Source organism: Lentimicrobiaceae bacterium (assembly GCA_023227965.1).
In the GTDB taxonomy this organism is placed as follows: domain Bacteria; phylum Bacteroidota; class Bacteroidia; order Bacteroidales; family JALOCA01; genus JALOCA01.
On record JALOCA010000020.1, the window covers coordinates 1 to 16,920 of the forward strand.

Annotated in this window: 15 protein-coding genes; all 15 read left to right on the top strand. The window is 34.4% G+C overall.

Annotated features, from left to right (window positions below; all coding sequences use genetic code 11):
• Positions 1-931 (top strand): UvrB/UvrC motif-containing protein (locus M0R21_07995; GenBank protein MCK9617764.1); only part of this gene is annotated, 931 nt, incomplete at its 5' end.
• 81 nt (positions 932-1,012) lie between these two features.
• Positions 1,013-1,384 carry a response regulator transcription factor gene (locus M0R21_08000; protein MCK9617765.1) on the top strand — a complete coding sequence of 124 codons (372 nt, stop codon included), beginning with the start codon at positions 1,013-1,015 and terminating at the stop codon, positions 1,382-1,384.
• Between the two features lie 21 nt (positions 1,385-1,405).
• Positions 1,406-2,587, top strand: a complete 1,182-nt coding sequence (locus tag M0R21_08005; protein ID MCK9617766.1) for a sugar transferase — start codon at positions 1,406-1,408, stop codon at positions 2,585-2,587.
• 205 nt (positions 2,588-2,792) lie between these two features.
• Positions 2,793-3,557 (top strand): TolC family protein, encoded by a 765-nt coding sequence (locus M0R21_08010; GenBank protein MCK9617767.1) that lies wholly within the window; start codon positions 2,793-2,795, stop codon positions 3,555-3,557.
• Positions 3,558-6,536 carry a LysM peptidoglycan-binding domain-containing protein gene (locus tag M0R21_08015; protein MCK9617768.1) on the top strand — a complete coding sequence of 993 codons (2,979 nt, stop codon included), beginning with the start codon at positions 3,558-3,560 and terminating at the stop codon, positions 6,534-6,536. It begins immediately after the preceding gene.
• A 12-nt stretch (positions 6,537-6,548) separates the two neighbouring features.
• The gene (locus tag M0R21_08020) at positions 6,549-7,916 is read left to right on the top strand and encodes a hypothetical protein (protein MCK9617769.1); all 1,368 of its coding nucleotides are present in this window, start codon (positions 6,549-6,551) and stop codon (positions 7,914-7,916) included.
• 31 nt (positions 7,917-7,947) lie between these two features.
• Positions 7,948-9,432 (top strand): O-antigen ligase family protein, encoded by a 1,485-nt coding sequence (locus M0R21_08025; protein MCK9617770.1) that lies wholly within the window; start codon positions 7,948-7,950, stop codon positions 9,430-9,432.
• 10 nt (positions 9,433-9,442) lie between these two features.
• A complete protein-coding gene (locus M0R21_08030; protein MCK9617771.1) occupies positions 9,443-11,305 on the top strand; it encodes a carbamoyltransferase in 1,863 nt (620 codons plus the stop codon).
• A 4-nt stretch (positions 11,306-11,309) separates the two neighbouring features.
• A complete protein-coding gene (locus M0R21_08035; protein MCK9617772.1) occupies positions 11,310-11,462 on the top strand; it encodes a DUF5989 family protein in 153 nt (50 codons plus the stop codon).
• Between the two features lie 11 nt (positions 11,463-11,473).
• Positions 11,474-11,842: an SxtJ family membrane protein gene (locus M0R21_08040; GenBank protein MCK9617773.1), complete on the top strand. Its 369-nt coding sequence runs from the start codon at positions 11,474-11,476 to the stop codon at positions 11,840-11,842.
• A gap of 1 nt (position 11,843) precedes the next feature.
• A complete protein-coding gene (locus tag M0R21_08045) occupies positions 11,844-12,881 on the top strand; it encodes an SGNH/GDSL hydrolase family protein (GenBank protein MCK9617774.1) in 1,038 nt (345 codons plus the stop codon).
• A gap of 107 nt (positions 12,882-12,988) precedes the next feature.
• Positions 12,989-13,813 carry a 3'(2'),5'-bisphosphate nucleotidase CysQ gene (locus M0R21_08050; protein ID MCK9617775.1) on the top strand — a complete coding sequence of 275 codons (825 nt, stop codon included), beginning with the start codon at positions 12,989-12,991 and terminating at the stop codon, positions 13,811-13,813.
• A gap of 6 nt (positions 13,814-13,819) precedes the next feature.
• Complete coding sequence (locus tag M0R21_08055) at positions 13,820-14,752, top strand: glycosyltransferase family 2 protein (protein ID MCK9617776.1); 933 nt, start codon at positions 13,820-13,822, stop codon at positions 14,750-14,752.
• Positions 14,753-14,776: 24 nt separating this feature from the next.
• The gene (locus M0R21_08060) at positions 14,777-15,724 is read left to right on the top strand and encodes a glycosyltransferase family 2 protein (protein ID MCK9617777.1); all 948 of its coding nucleotides are present in this window, start codon (positions 14,777-14,779) and stop codon (positions 15,722-15,724) included.
• A 158-nt stretch (positions 15,725-15,882) separates the two neighbouring features.
• Positions 15,883-16,920, top strand: a complete 1,038-nt coding sequence (locus M0R21_08065) for a glycosyltransferase family 2 protein (protein ID MCK9617778.1) — start codon at positions 15,883-15,885, stop codon at positions 16,918-16,920.

Below are 16,920 nucleotides of genomic sequence, written 5' to 3' on the forward strand. Positions count from 1 at the left end.
CCTTCCTTCCGCTCTCGACAATCGTCCTTTAAAATTCGATGAATTCTGGAATCAAATCAATCAAACCATATTCGTAAGCGCTACACCTGCCGATTATGAGCTTCAGCAAAGCGAAGGTGTTATAGTTGAACAACTAATACGTCCTACCGGGCTGCCCGATCCGCAGATTGAAGTAAAATCCAGTATAAACCAAATTGATGACCTCCTTTATGAAATAGAAAAAGTTATCAGCCGAAACGAACGCATTTTGGTAACGACCTTAACAAAACGGATGGCAGAAGAACTTACGAAATATTTATCGGGGCTTAATATCCGTTGCCGGTACATACATTCCGATGTTGAAACACTCGAAAGGGTAGAAATTATCCACAACCTCCGGCTCGGTATTTTCGATGTACTTGTAGGCGTTAACCTTCTCCGCGAAGGACTTGACTTGCCCGAAGTTTCGCTGGTTGCTATTTTAGATGCGGATAAAGAAGGCTTCCTCAGGTCAGAAAGGTCGCTAACCCAAACTGCTGGTCGTGCAGCACGTAACATTAACAGTAAAGTAATCATGTATGCAAATACTATCACCAATTCCATGCAACGTACAATTGATGAAACACGCAGAAGAAGAGAAAAACAACTACAGTTTAATGCGGAAAATAATATTACCCCTACGCAAATTGTCAAATCCACACAATCTGTGCTGGCTCAAACCAACGAAATGGCAAAAACAAAAATTCCAAAAGCCTATGTGGAAAATGAAAATCTTAGTGTTGCTGCCGATCCCGTAATACACTACTTATCAACAGACCAATTAAAAAAAGCCATAATAAAATCCCGGATACAAATGGAAAAAGCAGTAAAAGATCTAGACTTTATTGAAGCCGCCCACTACAGGGATGAAATGTTCGAGTTGCAAAAAATGCTGGAAAGTAAAAAATTTTGAATTAGTAATGTATTATTATACATTTGCAAACATTAAGACTGATATTGTGTGTCTTTATAGCTAATCATTAAGCATGGAAAAATGAAAAAGAAAATTTTAGTAATTGACGACGAAAAGAGCATCCGTTTGTTGTTAGAAAATTTTTTGAATAAGGATTATGAAGTAATTAGTAAATCAGACGGTTTAGAAGCCCTAAGTTGGATGCAGGAAGGAAACCTTCCCGATTTAATTGTTGCCGATATCCAGATGCCAAACCTTGATGGATATGAATTCATAGAAAATGTGAGATCAAGTGGATATTTTAAGAATATACCCCTCATTATGCTTTCGGGTATCGAAAGCAGTGTGGAAAAAGTAAAATGCTTGAAATTAGGTGCTAACGATTATATGATAAAGCCTTTCAACCCGGAAGAACTTGCTATTCGCATTGAATTATTGCTATCACGCAAATAAATTATTATTTAACCATTCTTTATGGAACAGCCACTAAAAGAAGAACTTAAAATATTATATATTGGAGGTGATGTAAGTATAATCAATCAATTTGAAAATACAACAGAGGTAAAATTGTTTAATCGTGAAAATAGTTTATCCGCTTTGCGCTGGCTCGACGAAAACAAAGTTCTGGATGCAATACTCTGCGATATGTACATCCCCGGTATGAGTGGCATTGACATCTTTAAATTCCTTAAATCTAAAAATATTCATACTAAAACCCCTTTTATATTAATTTCTCACACATACGACCCCAAAATTCAGGATGAAGCATATTCGCTCCACATTGATGATTGTTATTTCACCCCACTCAACGAAAAAGATATTCTGTCCAGAATAAAATTTCTTAAAAAATACATTTCCATCCGTGCGACCCTACAACATACACCAACTACTTCCCATGAATACAGAATTCCCTTTTTAAAAAGGAGTTTCGATATTTTTATTGCCGGCACAGCCCTTTTGATACTTTCCCCCATATTGTTAATCATAGCCCTCGCCATAAGGATAGAATCAAAAGGCAGAGTGTATTATATTTCGAAAAGAGTAGGTACCGGATATAAAGTCTTCGATTTTTATAAATTTCGTTCGATGTATGTAGGTGCCGATTCCCGTTTAAGCGAACTTAAACATTTAAACCAATACGAAGCAGAAATTGAAGAAAAAAACAATGCGATTGATGAGCTTTGTCCTGAATGTGAACGACTGGGGCATTATTGTTCCCCCACTCTTTTCATTGAAGGAAAAGAAATCTGCGAAAACTATTATTTGAAAATTAAAAAAGAAAAATCAAAATCTGCTTTCATTAAAATAAAAGACGACCCCCGTATTACTAAAATCGGGAAATTTATCAGGAACTCCAGTATTGATGAACTCCCTCAATTAATCAATGTGTTAAAAGGAGACATGTCAATAGTAGGGAACCGCCCTCTTCCTTTGTACGAAGCAGAATTACTTACATCCGACCAGTGGGGCGAACGTTTCCTGGGGCCTGCCGGGATTACAGGACTTTGGCAAGTGAATAAAAGAGGTAAAGGTACCATGTTAGAAGAAGAAAGAAAACAGCTTGATAATCAATATGCAAGTAATAACTCTTTTTGGGGCGACTTGAAAATCATTTTAATGACTATACCGGCACTTTTTCAAAAAGAAAATGTGTGATTGTACACTTTTAAAGATATTAAATTATAAAATATTGAAATTCTGAATTTAAGATAATCTTGTTAAAAAAAAGTTAATAATTTTAGTAAAATGCTAACCCTCACAAATATAATGCTAAGTAAATTTAGTGTTAATTTTAAAATAGTTTTGGAAACTAAAAATGCAGGAAATTTAAAATAAATAATGTATTTTCAAATCACTTTGTATGGTGAATATTAGGCTTTTATATATATATTTTCTGTTGGGTTGGTGTTGTCTTTCCGTTTCGGCACAAGAACAAAAAATTGATAGTACGCAAATTTTTAATCCCCTAACAGACGATATTACCGAAAAGCTCCCTCCTCTGGAAGCTCTTATTGATTCTGCAATTAAACATTCTCCTAAAATTCAAAATGAAGAATTTAACATTGCTTATCGCCAAAGTGAAGTTACTACTGCAAAACGGGATTGGACCCACTATATTAATCTAGGGTTAGATGTAAATAACGGAACATGGTGGTTCGACGACAAAGATGAACTTACACGACTTAACAGGTATTACCTTACAACCTCCAACCGTGCGCAATACGAAGTGGCAGTGTCCATGCGCTTACCCATTTTCTATATTATCGACCGACGCAATGAAATTAACAAACGAAAATCTCAGGTTGAACAAGCAGTTAGTTCAAGAAACGAACAGGAAAGGTCAATACGAACTATAGTAATTGAACATTACATGAATATGGTAGGGCAACAAAACGCTCTTCGTGTAAGCAACGATTACCAACAATATACGGCGTTACAAATGAAAATGGCTGAAAATGAATTTCTTAATGGCGAAATTGCAATTGTGGAATTATCTCGTCAAAAAGAAATTCAAACGCGAGGCGCTTTAGAATATGAACAAATTAAAGCACAATTTAAAAAATCTTATCTTTTGCTTCAAGAAACTGTGGGTATCGAATTTAATTTAATTTTTAATTTGAAGTAAATGGACATTCTACAATTTTTACGATTGTTTAAACGACACTTGCCTTTGCTAATAATAATCCCTATCTTATTAGCTGTTGTAGTATTTTATTTTACTCGTAACCAAGCAAAAGCATATCAATCTGAAACTGTGGTTTATACAGGTATAGGATCAGGCTACTCTATTGAAACAACTGCCCGTACCAATCTTGACTATTTCGCCACCAATATGCAATTCGACAATCTTATTAATCTTATTTATTCACGCCAAACTATAGAACAGACTTCACTCCGATTGCTTGCCCAACACCTTTTACTTGAAAAACCCGATGCCCGATATATTTCCCAAGACCATTTTAAAGAGTTACAACGTATTGTTCCCAAAAATGTAAAAAATTTAGTAGTTAAATTTGATAAAACTGGGGCAGAACGAGAAAAAATTCAACAAATTAAAGAACTTGAGAAGCAACTGAATGATCTTCAGGGGCAAATACAATCCCGGCAACAGAATTTAAACAATATGCAGGGAAATGCTACTGCTACCACTCCAACAACATCACCCTTACAATCCCATTCTACTACTTCTCAAAATATCAATTTATCTACCCAAACTACCACCACCCCTGACCCCAATGAATACCACGTAGTGGAACCCGGCGAATCTTTGCAATCAATTGCCAGCAGATACAATATCTCCATAGGGGAACTCCGCGATATTAACAACCTTACCTCTGCTAATGTCAAAACCGGACAAACCCTTATTATAAAGAAAAAATCACCTAACAGATTTATTTACCATGTTGTACAACCTGGTGAGAATTTACTTACCATTGCTCAAAAATACGACATTACCGTTTCGGAACTTACAAGTTTTAACAACTTGCAAAATAGTTCAGTTGTAGTAGGGCAAACCCTTGTAATCAATAGACCTAACAATAAGGACACACAAAATAATTTAGTGTCCAACGATACATCCAATTTTTATCAAGCGAATAATTCGCTTATGGATACAACACAACTCAATTCATGGGAATCCGCTGATTTGGCAGAAGAAACTCCTTCTTCCACCACTACTTACAAATTGTATGTTTCGGAATATTCGCCATATGTAACAGGAAAAGACCCGATTATCCCTCCAGGAATCAGTCTTTCTGACTACGAAAAAACTGTAAACAATCTCACTGCTTATTATGCAAGCAGTGACTCCAATTTTGTTTACGAATTACTTAACTATACACATCAGCATTACAGCATAAAAGCAATAACTTCGCGCATCCAAGTACAGCGAATTCAAAACAGTGACCTTGTAAAAGTGATTTACATTACCGATGATCCTGGAATTTGTCAGCAAACGCTACGTATTCTTTCTGAAGTATTTATGAAAAACTACCGTTTGCTGAAAGCAAAACAAACCGATGCTGTAGTTAATTACTTCGAAGAACAGGTTCGAATGGCAAATCAACGCTTAAAAAATGCTGAAGACCGCTTGCTGAAATTCAACCAAACCAACAATATCATAAACTATTACGAGCAATCAAAATACATAGCCGTTCAAAAAGAAGATCTTGATAAATATTACCAGGATGAACAAATCAGATTGTCGGGAGCTTCGGCAGCATTAAAAGAAATTGAAGCAAAACTCACCAATAAAGACAGTATTTATCTCAAAAGCAGCCAGATTTCAAAAAAACGGGATCAACTATCAGAAATAATGGAAAAAATTGCCATCAATAAAATTTCCGATGATTATGATCCGTCAGTAAACGCCCGCCTGAAGAGCCTGAACGACCAGTCGAAAAAATTAAAAGATGACTTGAAATTTTATGTAGATCAACTGTATCTGTATAGCCGGTCCACACAGGGAATTCCTTTGAAAGATTTGCTTACCGAGTGGCTAAAAAATGCCATTACTTTTGAAGAAGCCAAAGCAAGTTTAAAAGTACTCAATAATCGTAAAATGGATTTTATGCGTACTTATCAAATTTTTGCGCCCTTGGGAGCTATGCTTAAGCGCATTGAACGCGAGATTAGTGTTGCTGAACAATCTTATCTTGAATTGCTCCGTAGCCTTAACCTTGCAAAAATGAACCAGCAAAACCTTGAAATGTCAACCAATATCAAGGTAGTTGACCCACCCTATTTCCCCATTTCCGCAAATCCGTCAAAATCAAAATATTTAGTTTTACTTGCTGCCATAACTGGGTTCATAACAATTGCATTTATCATAATAATACTCGAATATCTCGATTCGTCAATAAAAACACCAGAAAGAGCCGAAAAGCTCACGGGGTTGAAACTTGCAGGAGTATATCCTAAAATCCTTTCCAATAAATTAGGGCAGGTTGACTACACACTATTAGCTAACAGATTGACAGAATTTATGATTCAAAACCTCAAATTCAAACTCCATCATAATTCTGTAACAGTTCCAAGAAAGCCCTATTTAATTTTGTTTTTTAGTACCAAATCAGAGACAGGGAAAACGCTTATAGCCTCACAAATCATTGACAAACTCAGAGTAAATGGCGAAAATGTTTTATACTTAAACTATACTTTTGATAATACCCTTAAGCCTGCAGAAGATTATAATGTGAATTATACATATTTAGTTGACAATAAATTTGCAGACATTAATAGCATTGGCGATTTGTTCGATTCCAAAATGTTGCGGGAAGAAAACTATGATTACGACTATATTTTTCTTGAAATACCGCCCATAGTATTGCATTCATTTCCCTTAGAACTCATGAATTCAGTAGATGCATCCTTTTTATTAGTAAAGGCAATTCATCACTGGCGCAAAGCAGACATCAATGCACTACGTACATTCAGAGATGTATCAAGGGAAATCCCGATGGTAATCCTTAATTATACCGAATTGTATGCACTTGAAGATATTATTAATATTAACGCAAGCGAAGAAAAAGTAAATACAGTTAAAAAAATTCTTAAAACATTAATCCTGCCTTTCAGAATTCGCTTCAGGCTAAGAGAAGTATAATTAATTAACACCGTGCTGGGTAAAATTAAGTTGCTGCTGAAAAATGACAACATTCTATCTCTTTTAGGAAATGTTGTTGTAGCAGTTTTCGGACTGCTCAGTTTCTTTGTCCTTGCAAGGATACTACCTATCAAAGATTTGGGTGAATGGGTACTATTCATCACTGCGGGCAATTTCATTGAAATGATGCGATTTGGAATCACCCGAACTGCAATAATTCGTTTTCTTTCCGGTTCTAAAGAGGAAGAAAGGCAAAAATTTATCGGATCTAACTGGGTAATCAGCATAAAGTCCACCCTAATTATTATAGGTATTTTATGGTTAACGCTAATTTTATTGAAAAGTCGTATTGAATTCTCAGGATATTATCTATTTTTTATGTGGTATCCTGTACTTTCCATAATTAATCTTCCTTTTAATAATGCAATCTCAATATTAAGTGCCGACTTGAAATTCAGAGAAATTCTCTTCCTTCGTTTATTTAATAATGCAACTTTTGTTGGTTTTTTAGCCTTCTATTATTTTTATCAGACGGCTGATATCAACATTATATTATATGCATATCTGATAATAAATGTTGCTACGTCAGCAATTAGTATGTATTATAAATGGGATGGGTGGAATTATATTAAAAAAGCAACAAAAAACACAAATAAAATAATTCTGAATTTTGGGAAATACACTACAGGAACTTTAATTGGCAGTAACCTGTTAAAAAGTGCAGACATTTTCATCATCGGATTAAGTCCATTCCTAAAAGCCGAAGGCGTTGCCTTGTTCAGCATCCCCATTAAACTTACTGAAATTCTTGAAATCCCTGTAAGAAGTTTCCTATCCACAGTTTTTCCCCATATGTCTAAAGCCAGTATTGAAAATAACCTTGAAGAAGTTAAACGATTATTTTATTCCTATGCGGGGGCACTCAGCTTTATTTTTCTGCCTGTAATAGCATTGTGTTTTATTTTTGCAGAAGAACTATGTATTATATTGGGTGGTAGAGAATATGTCAGCGCTGCTAATATTTTCCGGGTTTTTTGTATTTATGGAATGTTAATACCTATTGATCGGCTCACAGGTGTTGCCCTGGACAGTATCAATAAACCCCGGCAGAATTTTTTTAAAGTCATTTATATGGTAATTGCTAATGTTATAGGAGACATAATTGCCGTTTTTGTAATTACAGCAATCTTTCCTTCTGTCCCTGTAACAGAAGTACTTATGATGGTAGCAATGGCAACAATTATTATGACAATCATAGGCGTAATTGTTGGTTTTCATTTTCTTAATAAAGAAATTAGCATACAATTTGATAAAATATTTATTATCGGTTGGAAATTTTTCAAACAGAATATTCGTAAATTTAGCTTTTTAAAAATTTGACTATTTTTATATTAGTTTTTGAAAGAATAAAATGAATAAGATTTTTGAAGAAAAAACAGGGGCAGAATGGCTTGCCAATGGAGTAGTAATCGTCTTAATATTACTATTTACTGTTGGTTTGGGCTATATTATTGCTATTGGAGGTTTAAAATCTGCTTTGGCATTACTGGTATTACCCCCAATTCTTTTTTTCTTAAACAGATTTTTCATTTTTCCACTAATAGGTTTATTTACTGCACTTTTTTTTGCATTTATTGCAATCGGCGTAACCCGATATATTCCGGGAATTCCTTTGGGTTTATCAGTAGATGGGTTTTTGGTAATGAGCTATATTGCATTATTTTTTAAAAATTTTTATACCGGGGTTGATTGGAAACCTGCAAAAAATGATTTATCACTTTTGTCGCTTATTTGGTTTTTGTACGCCGTATTTGAATTTTTTAACCCGGAAGCACTTAGCCGTACTGCATGGTTTTATGCTATGCGTGGTATGAACTTGTATATGTTGCTGACTATACCTCTCGCTTTTCTATTGCTCAACAAGATGAAATTTGTTTGGTTTTTTTTATATGTATGGGGGGTATTTTCTATTTTAGGCACATTAAAAGGAATTCAGCAATTGTATATTGGCCCAGATTATGCCGAACAACGTTGGCTTGATACTACTGGAGGAATAACACACATTATTTTTGGTGAGTTACGCGTTTTCTCTTTTTTTAGTGATGCAGGGCAGTTTGGTGCAGCCCAAGGTCATGCCGGTATAGTAGGAATGATTTTATTTTTCATTGTAAAAGGTTGGAAGAAAAAGGTATTTTTCCTTATGATGGGTTTAGGTGGACTATATGGGATGATGATTTCCGGTACACGTGGTGCTATATCAGTTCCCATGGCAGGAATGCTTTTGTATCTTATTCACAGAAAAAATTTTAGAGCATTATTAGTTGGCTCGCTCATCATTATCGGGGTTTACTCCTTTTTTCGCTATACATATATTGGACAGAGCAATGCACAAATCAGGCGTATGCGAACTGCTTTTACACCCACAGATGACGCTTCATACCTTGTGAGAATGCAAAACAGGGCGATCCTTAAAACGTATCTGGCATCACGTCCGTTTGGTGGAGGTATAGGAAGTGCAGGTGACTGGGGAAAACGATTTTCGCCGCAGGGATTCCTTGCTAATGTGGCAACCGATAGCTGGTATGTTCAAATATGGGCAGAACAGGGTATTGTGGGTTTAATCCTGCACCTGTTAATTTTAGGATACATTATAATTAAGTCGTCCTATTATATAATGTTTACGATTAAAGACACTGAACTAAAACTCATTTTAAGTGCCCTTGCCTCGGGCATAGTAGGCATGATGGCAGCCAGTTATGGCAATGGAGTTTTTGGTCAAATGCCATCGGGTATTATTATTTATATTTGTATGGCAATATTGTTTATGGCACCTCAGTTCGACAATAAATTAGTAAGTTCAACACAAACAGATTTGATGAAGATGGAAAAAACATAAATTGTACCCTATGCTAGTCCTAGGAATTTCAGCATTTTATCACGATTCAGCAGCATGTATAGTTCACGACGGTGAAATCATTGCTGCAGCCCAGGAAGAACGGTTTACAAGAATCAAACATGATGAATCTTTTCCTGTTAATGCTGTTAAATTTTGCCTGGATTTTGCAGATATATCCCCTGGCGAACTTGATTACGTCGTTTTTTATGAAAAACCATTTCTAAAATTCGAAAGATTACTTGAAACGTATTACGCATTTGCCCCCAAAGGGTTTCGTTCTTTTGCTATTTCTATACCTATCTGGATAAAAAACAAGCTTCTTATTAAAAAAATTATCAAGGATGAATTAAATAAAATAAGCCAATTCGATTCCAAAAAAACACCCGTCCTTTTTTCTGAACATCATCTTTCGCATGCAGCAAGTGCTTTTTATCCATCTCCTTATGAAGAAGCCGCAATAATTACCATTGACGGAGTAGGTGAATGGGCAACAGCATCTATCGGATATGGACAACAGAATACAATAAAAATCTTTAAAGAATTACATTTTCCCCATTCAGTAGGATTGCTTTATTCCGCATTTACCCTTTTTACAGGCTTTAGGGTAAATTCCGGTGAATATAAATTAATGGGATTAGCCCCATACGGAAATCCGGTTTCCCCCAATGTAAAAAGGTTTATTTCTCTAATTAAAGAGCAGTTCGTTGATATTAAACCTGATGGCTCCATAAAACTCAACATGGACTATTTTGCATTTGCTACCGGGCTAAAAATGCTTCACCAAAAAAAATGGGAAAAACTTTTGGGGATACCTTTAAGGCAACCGGAATCTCCTATAAACCAAGAACATTGTGATCTTGCTTTTGCTATTCAACAAATTACCGAAGAAATAGTATTTAATATGGCAGCAGAAGCAAAAAGATTAACCGGCTCCGCCAATTTGTGCCTATCAGGAGGAGTAGCACTTAATTGTGTTGCCAATGGTAAACTTTTAAGTTCCGGAATATTTCAAAATATTTTCATACAACCTGCCGCCGGAGATGCAGGCGGTTCGCTGGGTGCCGCATTAGCTGTATATCATTTGTTTGCGCAAAAAGAACGTAAATCAGATAACAAACAGGATGGTATGAAAGGAGCATTATTAGGTCCAGATTACACAGATAAAGAAATAGAAATCATTTCAAAAAAGCTCAAAGCCAGATACACTTTTTATCAATCAGAAGACGAATTGCTTAACACTACTGCAACATTGATTAGCAATGGAGCAGTAGTAGGGTGGTTTCAGGGTAGAATGGAATTTGGTCCCAGAGCCTTGGGCAACAGAAGTATTCTTGCAGATGCACGAAATGTAGAAATGCAAAAAAAACTAAATTTAAAAATAAAATATAGAGAAAGTTTTCGCCCTTTTGCTCCTTCGGTTCTTATTGAACATAGCAAAGAATACTTCGAATCCGGGTTTGCATCACCCTATATGTTACTTATTGACTATATAAACCAAAATCATAGAAACCATCTTCCCGATAATTATAACGACCTTTTTTTGAATGAAAAGTTGTATTTTGTAAAATCTGATATTTCGGCAATAACACATCTTGATTTTTCTGCAAGAGTGCAAACCGTTCACCAGGAAATAAATCCTAAATATTGGAAACTTATCCAGTCGTTTCGAAAGATTACCGGTTATGGAATTATTGTTAACACCAGTTTCAATGTCCGTGGAGAACCCATAGTATGTTCTCCTTTAGATGCATACCGATGTTTTATGCACACTGAAATGGATTACCTTGTACTGAACAATTTTATTTTTGATAAAAACGATCAACCTGAATTTAAAGACGACTGCTATTATAAAGAAAAAATAAAACCAGATTAATTATATGTTTGATATATTTAAGGAATTATTATTTTTTATAAAACAAAGAAAGAAATGGTGGCTTGCCCCCATAATATTTATATTATTATTACTTGCATTATTGCTTTTTATAAGCACAAGTTCTGTATTAGGTCCATTTATATATACATTGTTTTAAAACGCAGTAATATGAAAGAAAAACGAATTAAGTCTCTTGAATTTATTTTATTAATTACTGCAATATTAGTAATTATATTTTTTATTTTCAGATATATTCTTTTTTTATATATTGCTATTACTATTGCCGCTATTGGTTTATTTTTTCCACAAATAACCCTACATTTGTACAAGGGTTGGGACTGGATAGGACAAGGTATAAGATATTGTGTAACTCATTTAATTCTTTTTATTATTTTTTATTTTATTCTATTTCCTATTTCTATATTATATAAGCTCAAAAATAAAGATCCCCTGAAGTTAACTAATAAAAATTTATTTTCTTACTACGATCTTCGTGATAAAAACTTTTCAGATAATGATTTTGAAAAAATGTGGTAAAATGAAATCTAATATATATAAAAAAATAATATTTTATATTATTCTTATAGCACTTTTTAGCGTCATTTTATTTATTATTGGCGAATTTGGTCTCAGACTATTAGGGTTTACGCCAGATAATCCCGACCGTAAAGACTTGATTAAAGTTACACCCGGAGGTAAATATTTCATGGCTGACGATTATCTTGGTTATACCCATATCGCAGGGAAATTCCGGATATTTCTGCCCCATAACTACTCTTTTATCACCACACACGATTCTGCAACTTTGCGAATTACGCATCCGGAAGAAATGAACAATTCGTATGCAAGCAAAGAAAAAATTTGGATTTTTGGATGTTCCTGTACACATGGCTGGTCAATAAATGACTGGGAAACATATCCCTGGCGTTTACAAGAAAAATGCCGTGAATATGAGATAATAAACTATGGCGTAAGCGGGTATGGAACAATACATTCCTTGCTACTTTTACAGCGCGACCTCAAGAAAAAAATCAAACCCAGGATCGTTATATTAGCTTACGCCTCCATGCACGATGCCCGCAATACACTTTCTGCAAGCCGAAGAAAAGCAGCAACAGCATATAACTTTCTCGGTACCATAGTACAACCTTATGCTGAGCTCACTAAAAATGCCAGGCTTATCATTCATAAACCTTGTAATGTTACTTACCATAGACCTCCTTTTAATACAAAATCTGCACTAATCCATTTTATTGAAAGAGCATTTAATGCATTGCAAGCCCGTTTTTCCGATAGCCATACAGTTACTAAGGCAATTATCGAAGAAATGAACAGGCTTTGTATACAAAATCATATCACCTTTATTGTAGCTGGAATAAATAATGATAAAAGAACAACGGAAATGCTGAGCTATTGTAACAACATGAAAATATTAACCGTTGATATTTCGATAGATAATAAAAGTGGCAAATATACTAACGAACCCTACGATCCCCATCCCAATGCCCTTGCCAACCACATTTATGCTGATAAAATCTTTAAGTTTCTAACAACACATCGCCTCTTATTTCAATAATTTTCGGTATTTTACGGAAAAATCGCAAACACTTTCTGTTAACTTGCATTATTAGGAATAAAATCCTATTTTTGATTAAAAAATGAACTTAACAAATCTTCATCAGGATGCAAGTACCTATCGATATTAATTCCTTTCTGATTCAAGCAATTCAGGCTGCTTTTTATGCCGGTCAGAAAGTTCTTAATATATATAATAGTAAACATATCCCCTTTCAATTAAAACAGGATTTAAGCCCTTTAACATTTGCTGATATTGCTTCCAATCAAATCATCATAGAATATTTAGAACCGCTTGGACTACCTTTTATCAGTGAAGAAAGTGAAAAAACTTCCTACTATTTACGCAAAGAATGGTCATATTTTTGGTTAATTGACCCATTAGACGGCACTAAGGAATTTTTACATCATAATGGAGAATTTACAATTAATATAGCATTAATCCATAAAAATAAAGCAATAATTGGTGTTATATTTATTCCCGTATATAATGAATTGTATTTTGCTTCTTCCCTTTTGGGATCATATAAGGCGAGTAACATAACCCGATTTTCACAAATAGAGAGTTTGCCTACCGTGCTTGCCAATTCTATAAAATTACCAATTTACACAATCAGCGACAGATATATTATTGTTTTGAGTCGCTCACATTCTGATAAAAAAACTGATTTATATATTCAATCATTTCCTTTTTCCGGACTTAGTATTGAAAAATTATACAAAGGGAGTTCTTTAAAATTTTGCATGGTTGCTGAAGGAAGTGCCCATTTATACCCCCGTATCGGAAAAACAATGGAATGGGATACAGCTGCCGGTACTGCCATTGCTGAATTTGCGAATGCTTCAACATATCAGCTTAATACTAAAAATCCATTATTATATAACAAAAAAAAATTTGAGAACCCTAATTTTGTTACCAAAAGAAATAATTAATAAATAATGGCAAATAACAATAAAGAATTTCCACTTGTTTCAATTATAACTGTTAATTTTGATCATTCAGATGTTACATGCGAAATGCTTGATTCTCTTACAAGAATCAGTTATCCCCATATCGAAGTTATTGTTATTGATAATGCTTCTCTTAACGATGATCCCACGATGATTACCCAGAAGCATCCCTGGGTGCGGCTTATTGTAAACAAAAAAAATCTAGGTTTTGCCGGAGCAAATAATATAGGAATTAAAGAAGCTCAAGGCAAATATATTTTATTATTAAATAACGATACAATTGTAGATACACATTTTCTAGAACCCCTGGTTGCCTGCATGGAGTCCGATGCTATGATTGGAGCTGTAAGCCCTAAAATCCGTTTTTTTTATCAACCTGAAATTATTCAATATGCTGGTCTTACCCCTATCAATAATTATACAGTAAGAAGTAAAGGCATAGGTTTCAGAGAAATAGATATGGGACAATACGATAAAAACCGTCTTACGGCATATGCCCACGGAGCTGCTATGATGGTTAGAGTAGATACTATTAAAAAAATCGGTTTGATGTCGAATGCATTTTTCCTTTATTATGAAGAACTCGACTGGAGTTTCCGTATCCGACAGGCTGGCTATAAAATATTTTACGTATTCAATTCCCTTATACTGCACAAAGAGTCAATTACTACCGGAAAAATGAGCCCATTAAAAACTTACTACCTGAACAGAAGTCGTTTATTGTATATGCGCCGCAATATTCGAGGTTTAAGTCTGGTTATCTGTGTCTTATTTCAAATATTTTTTTCTATCCCCAAAAACGCGCTTGTATATATTTTTACTGGTAAGTTTAGTCTGTTGAAAGCATATCTTAAGGCATTAGGTTGGCATTTGAAAAACCTGTTTTTTCACAAAGAAATACATAGCCATCCCTCATATTAATTATTGCACGTAAAAAAATCTAATATGGAACAGGTAACATTCCAGGTGAAACCACGAAAATTTCTTCCCTTAGTTTCTATCATAATTGTTAACTACAATCATTCGGATGTTACCTGCGAACTTATTGAATCACTAAATAAAATAACCTATCCCAATTTCGAAATTATTGTTGTTGACAATCAATCGCCCGATGATGAGCCCATAATTATCAAGCGGACGTACCCTGGAGTACGGCTTGTGAAAAGTCCCATCAACTACGGGTTTGCAGCAGGAAATAATTTTGGTATGATGACCGCACAAGGAAAATATATCCTACTATTAAATTTTGATACTATAGTTACAAAAGATTTTCTCGAACCCTTGGTCAATATTATGGAAGCCCACTCTGAAATTGGTGCGGTTAGTCCCAAAATCCGATATTTTCACACACCCGATACCATTCAATATGCAGGCTATACAACAATGAATACCTTGACCTTACGAAATTTTGCCATCGGTTCCCACCAAATTGACCGGGGGCAATTCAACCAAAGTGGCGAAACTGCCTATGCCCATGGTGCAGCCATGTTGGTTTCAATGGAAGTAATTAAAAAAGTGGGTATGATGTCGTACGCTTTTTTCTTATATTATGAAGAAGCTGACTGGTGCGAACGAATTAAAAGAAATGGATATAAAATTTATTATGTACACGAATCCTTGGTATATCATAAAGAATCAATTGCAACCGGCAAAATGAGTTTTGATAAAATATATTACCTCACTCGCAATCGTTTAATTTTCATGCGAAGAAATATTTTGGGATTTAAATTTTTTATTGCCGTACTATACCAAATTTTTATTGCAATTCCCCGTAACTCGTTACGATGGCTGATTAAAGGCAAATTTGATTTATTCTTTGCTTATTATAAGGCTATTGGATGGAATATTACCCATTTGTTTGACAAAGAAATATTTGAAAACCCCATGTTATAATTGTTATGGAAACCCTGATATTTTTCCTAAATTTAATGCAATGGATTCTTTTTGTTATTCTTACATTTTCCACCTTGTATTTATTGTACTTTTCAATTGCAGGAATTTTTAGTTATCACCCCCGTCAAAGGTTTGATGAAAACTTTCGAAAAATTGCCGTGTTAATACCTGGATATAAAGAAGATATGGTAGTTGTTGAGTCGGCTTCCGATGCTTTACAACAAAATTATCCAAAGGATATGTTTGACGTTGTGGTTATTGCCGATAGTTTGCAACCTAACACCCTAAAAGCACTTAATAATTTGCCCATCAAACTTATAGAAGTAAGTTTTGAAAAAAGCACCAAATCAAAAGCCCTTAATAAAGCAATGGAACAATTACCCGAAGATTATGCTATAGCAATAATTCTTGATGCTGATAATCTGATGGAAAGAGATTTCCTAAAAAAAATAAATATGTCGTTCGCAGCAGGCTATTTGGCAGTACAGGGACACAGAGTGGCAAAAAACATGAATACCCCTTTTGCAATTCTTGATGCTATCAGCGAAGAAATTAATAATCATATTTTCAGAAAAGGGCATAGGGTTTCTGGATTATCCTCAGCAATTATAGGTTCCGGAATGGCTTTTGAATATTCTTATTTTAAAAACTTAATGAACGGAATAAAGGCGGTAGGAGGTTTCGATAAAGAAATTGAACTAAAAATGCTTAAAGAAGGAAAAACTATTGAATATCTTCCTGATGCTTATGTTTATGATGAAAAAGTACAGAAATCTGAAGTATTTTCCAACCAGCGACGCAGGTGGCTTTCTGCACAGGTACATTATTTCAGAATTTATATACTTGATGCAATAAAAGAAGTATTTGTACATAGAAATATTGATTATTTTGATAAAGCATTTCAATTTATTCAGCCACCAAGAATTTTGTTATTAGGCATAATAACTATTATTTTTATATTTTCTCTAATTTTTAATCCATTGTATATAATGTTATTCTGGTTATATTTATTCGGAATTTGCGTTTTTACTTTTTTACTTTCAATACCTATAAAATTTTATAATATCCAAACATTAAAAGCTATAGTGTATTTACCTAAAGGGTTTTTTCTTATGCTTATATCATTGTTAAAAATCAAAGGAGCTAATCAACGTTTTATTCATACACAGCATACAAGTATAAAAAACAATAAATAA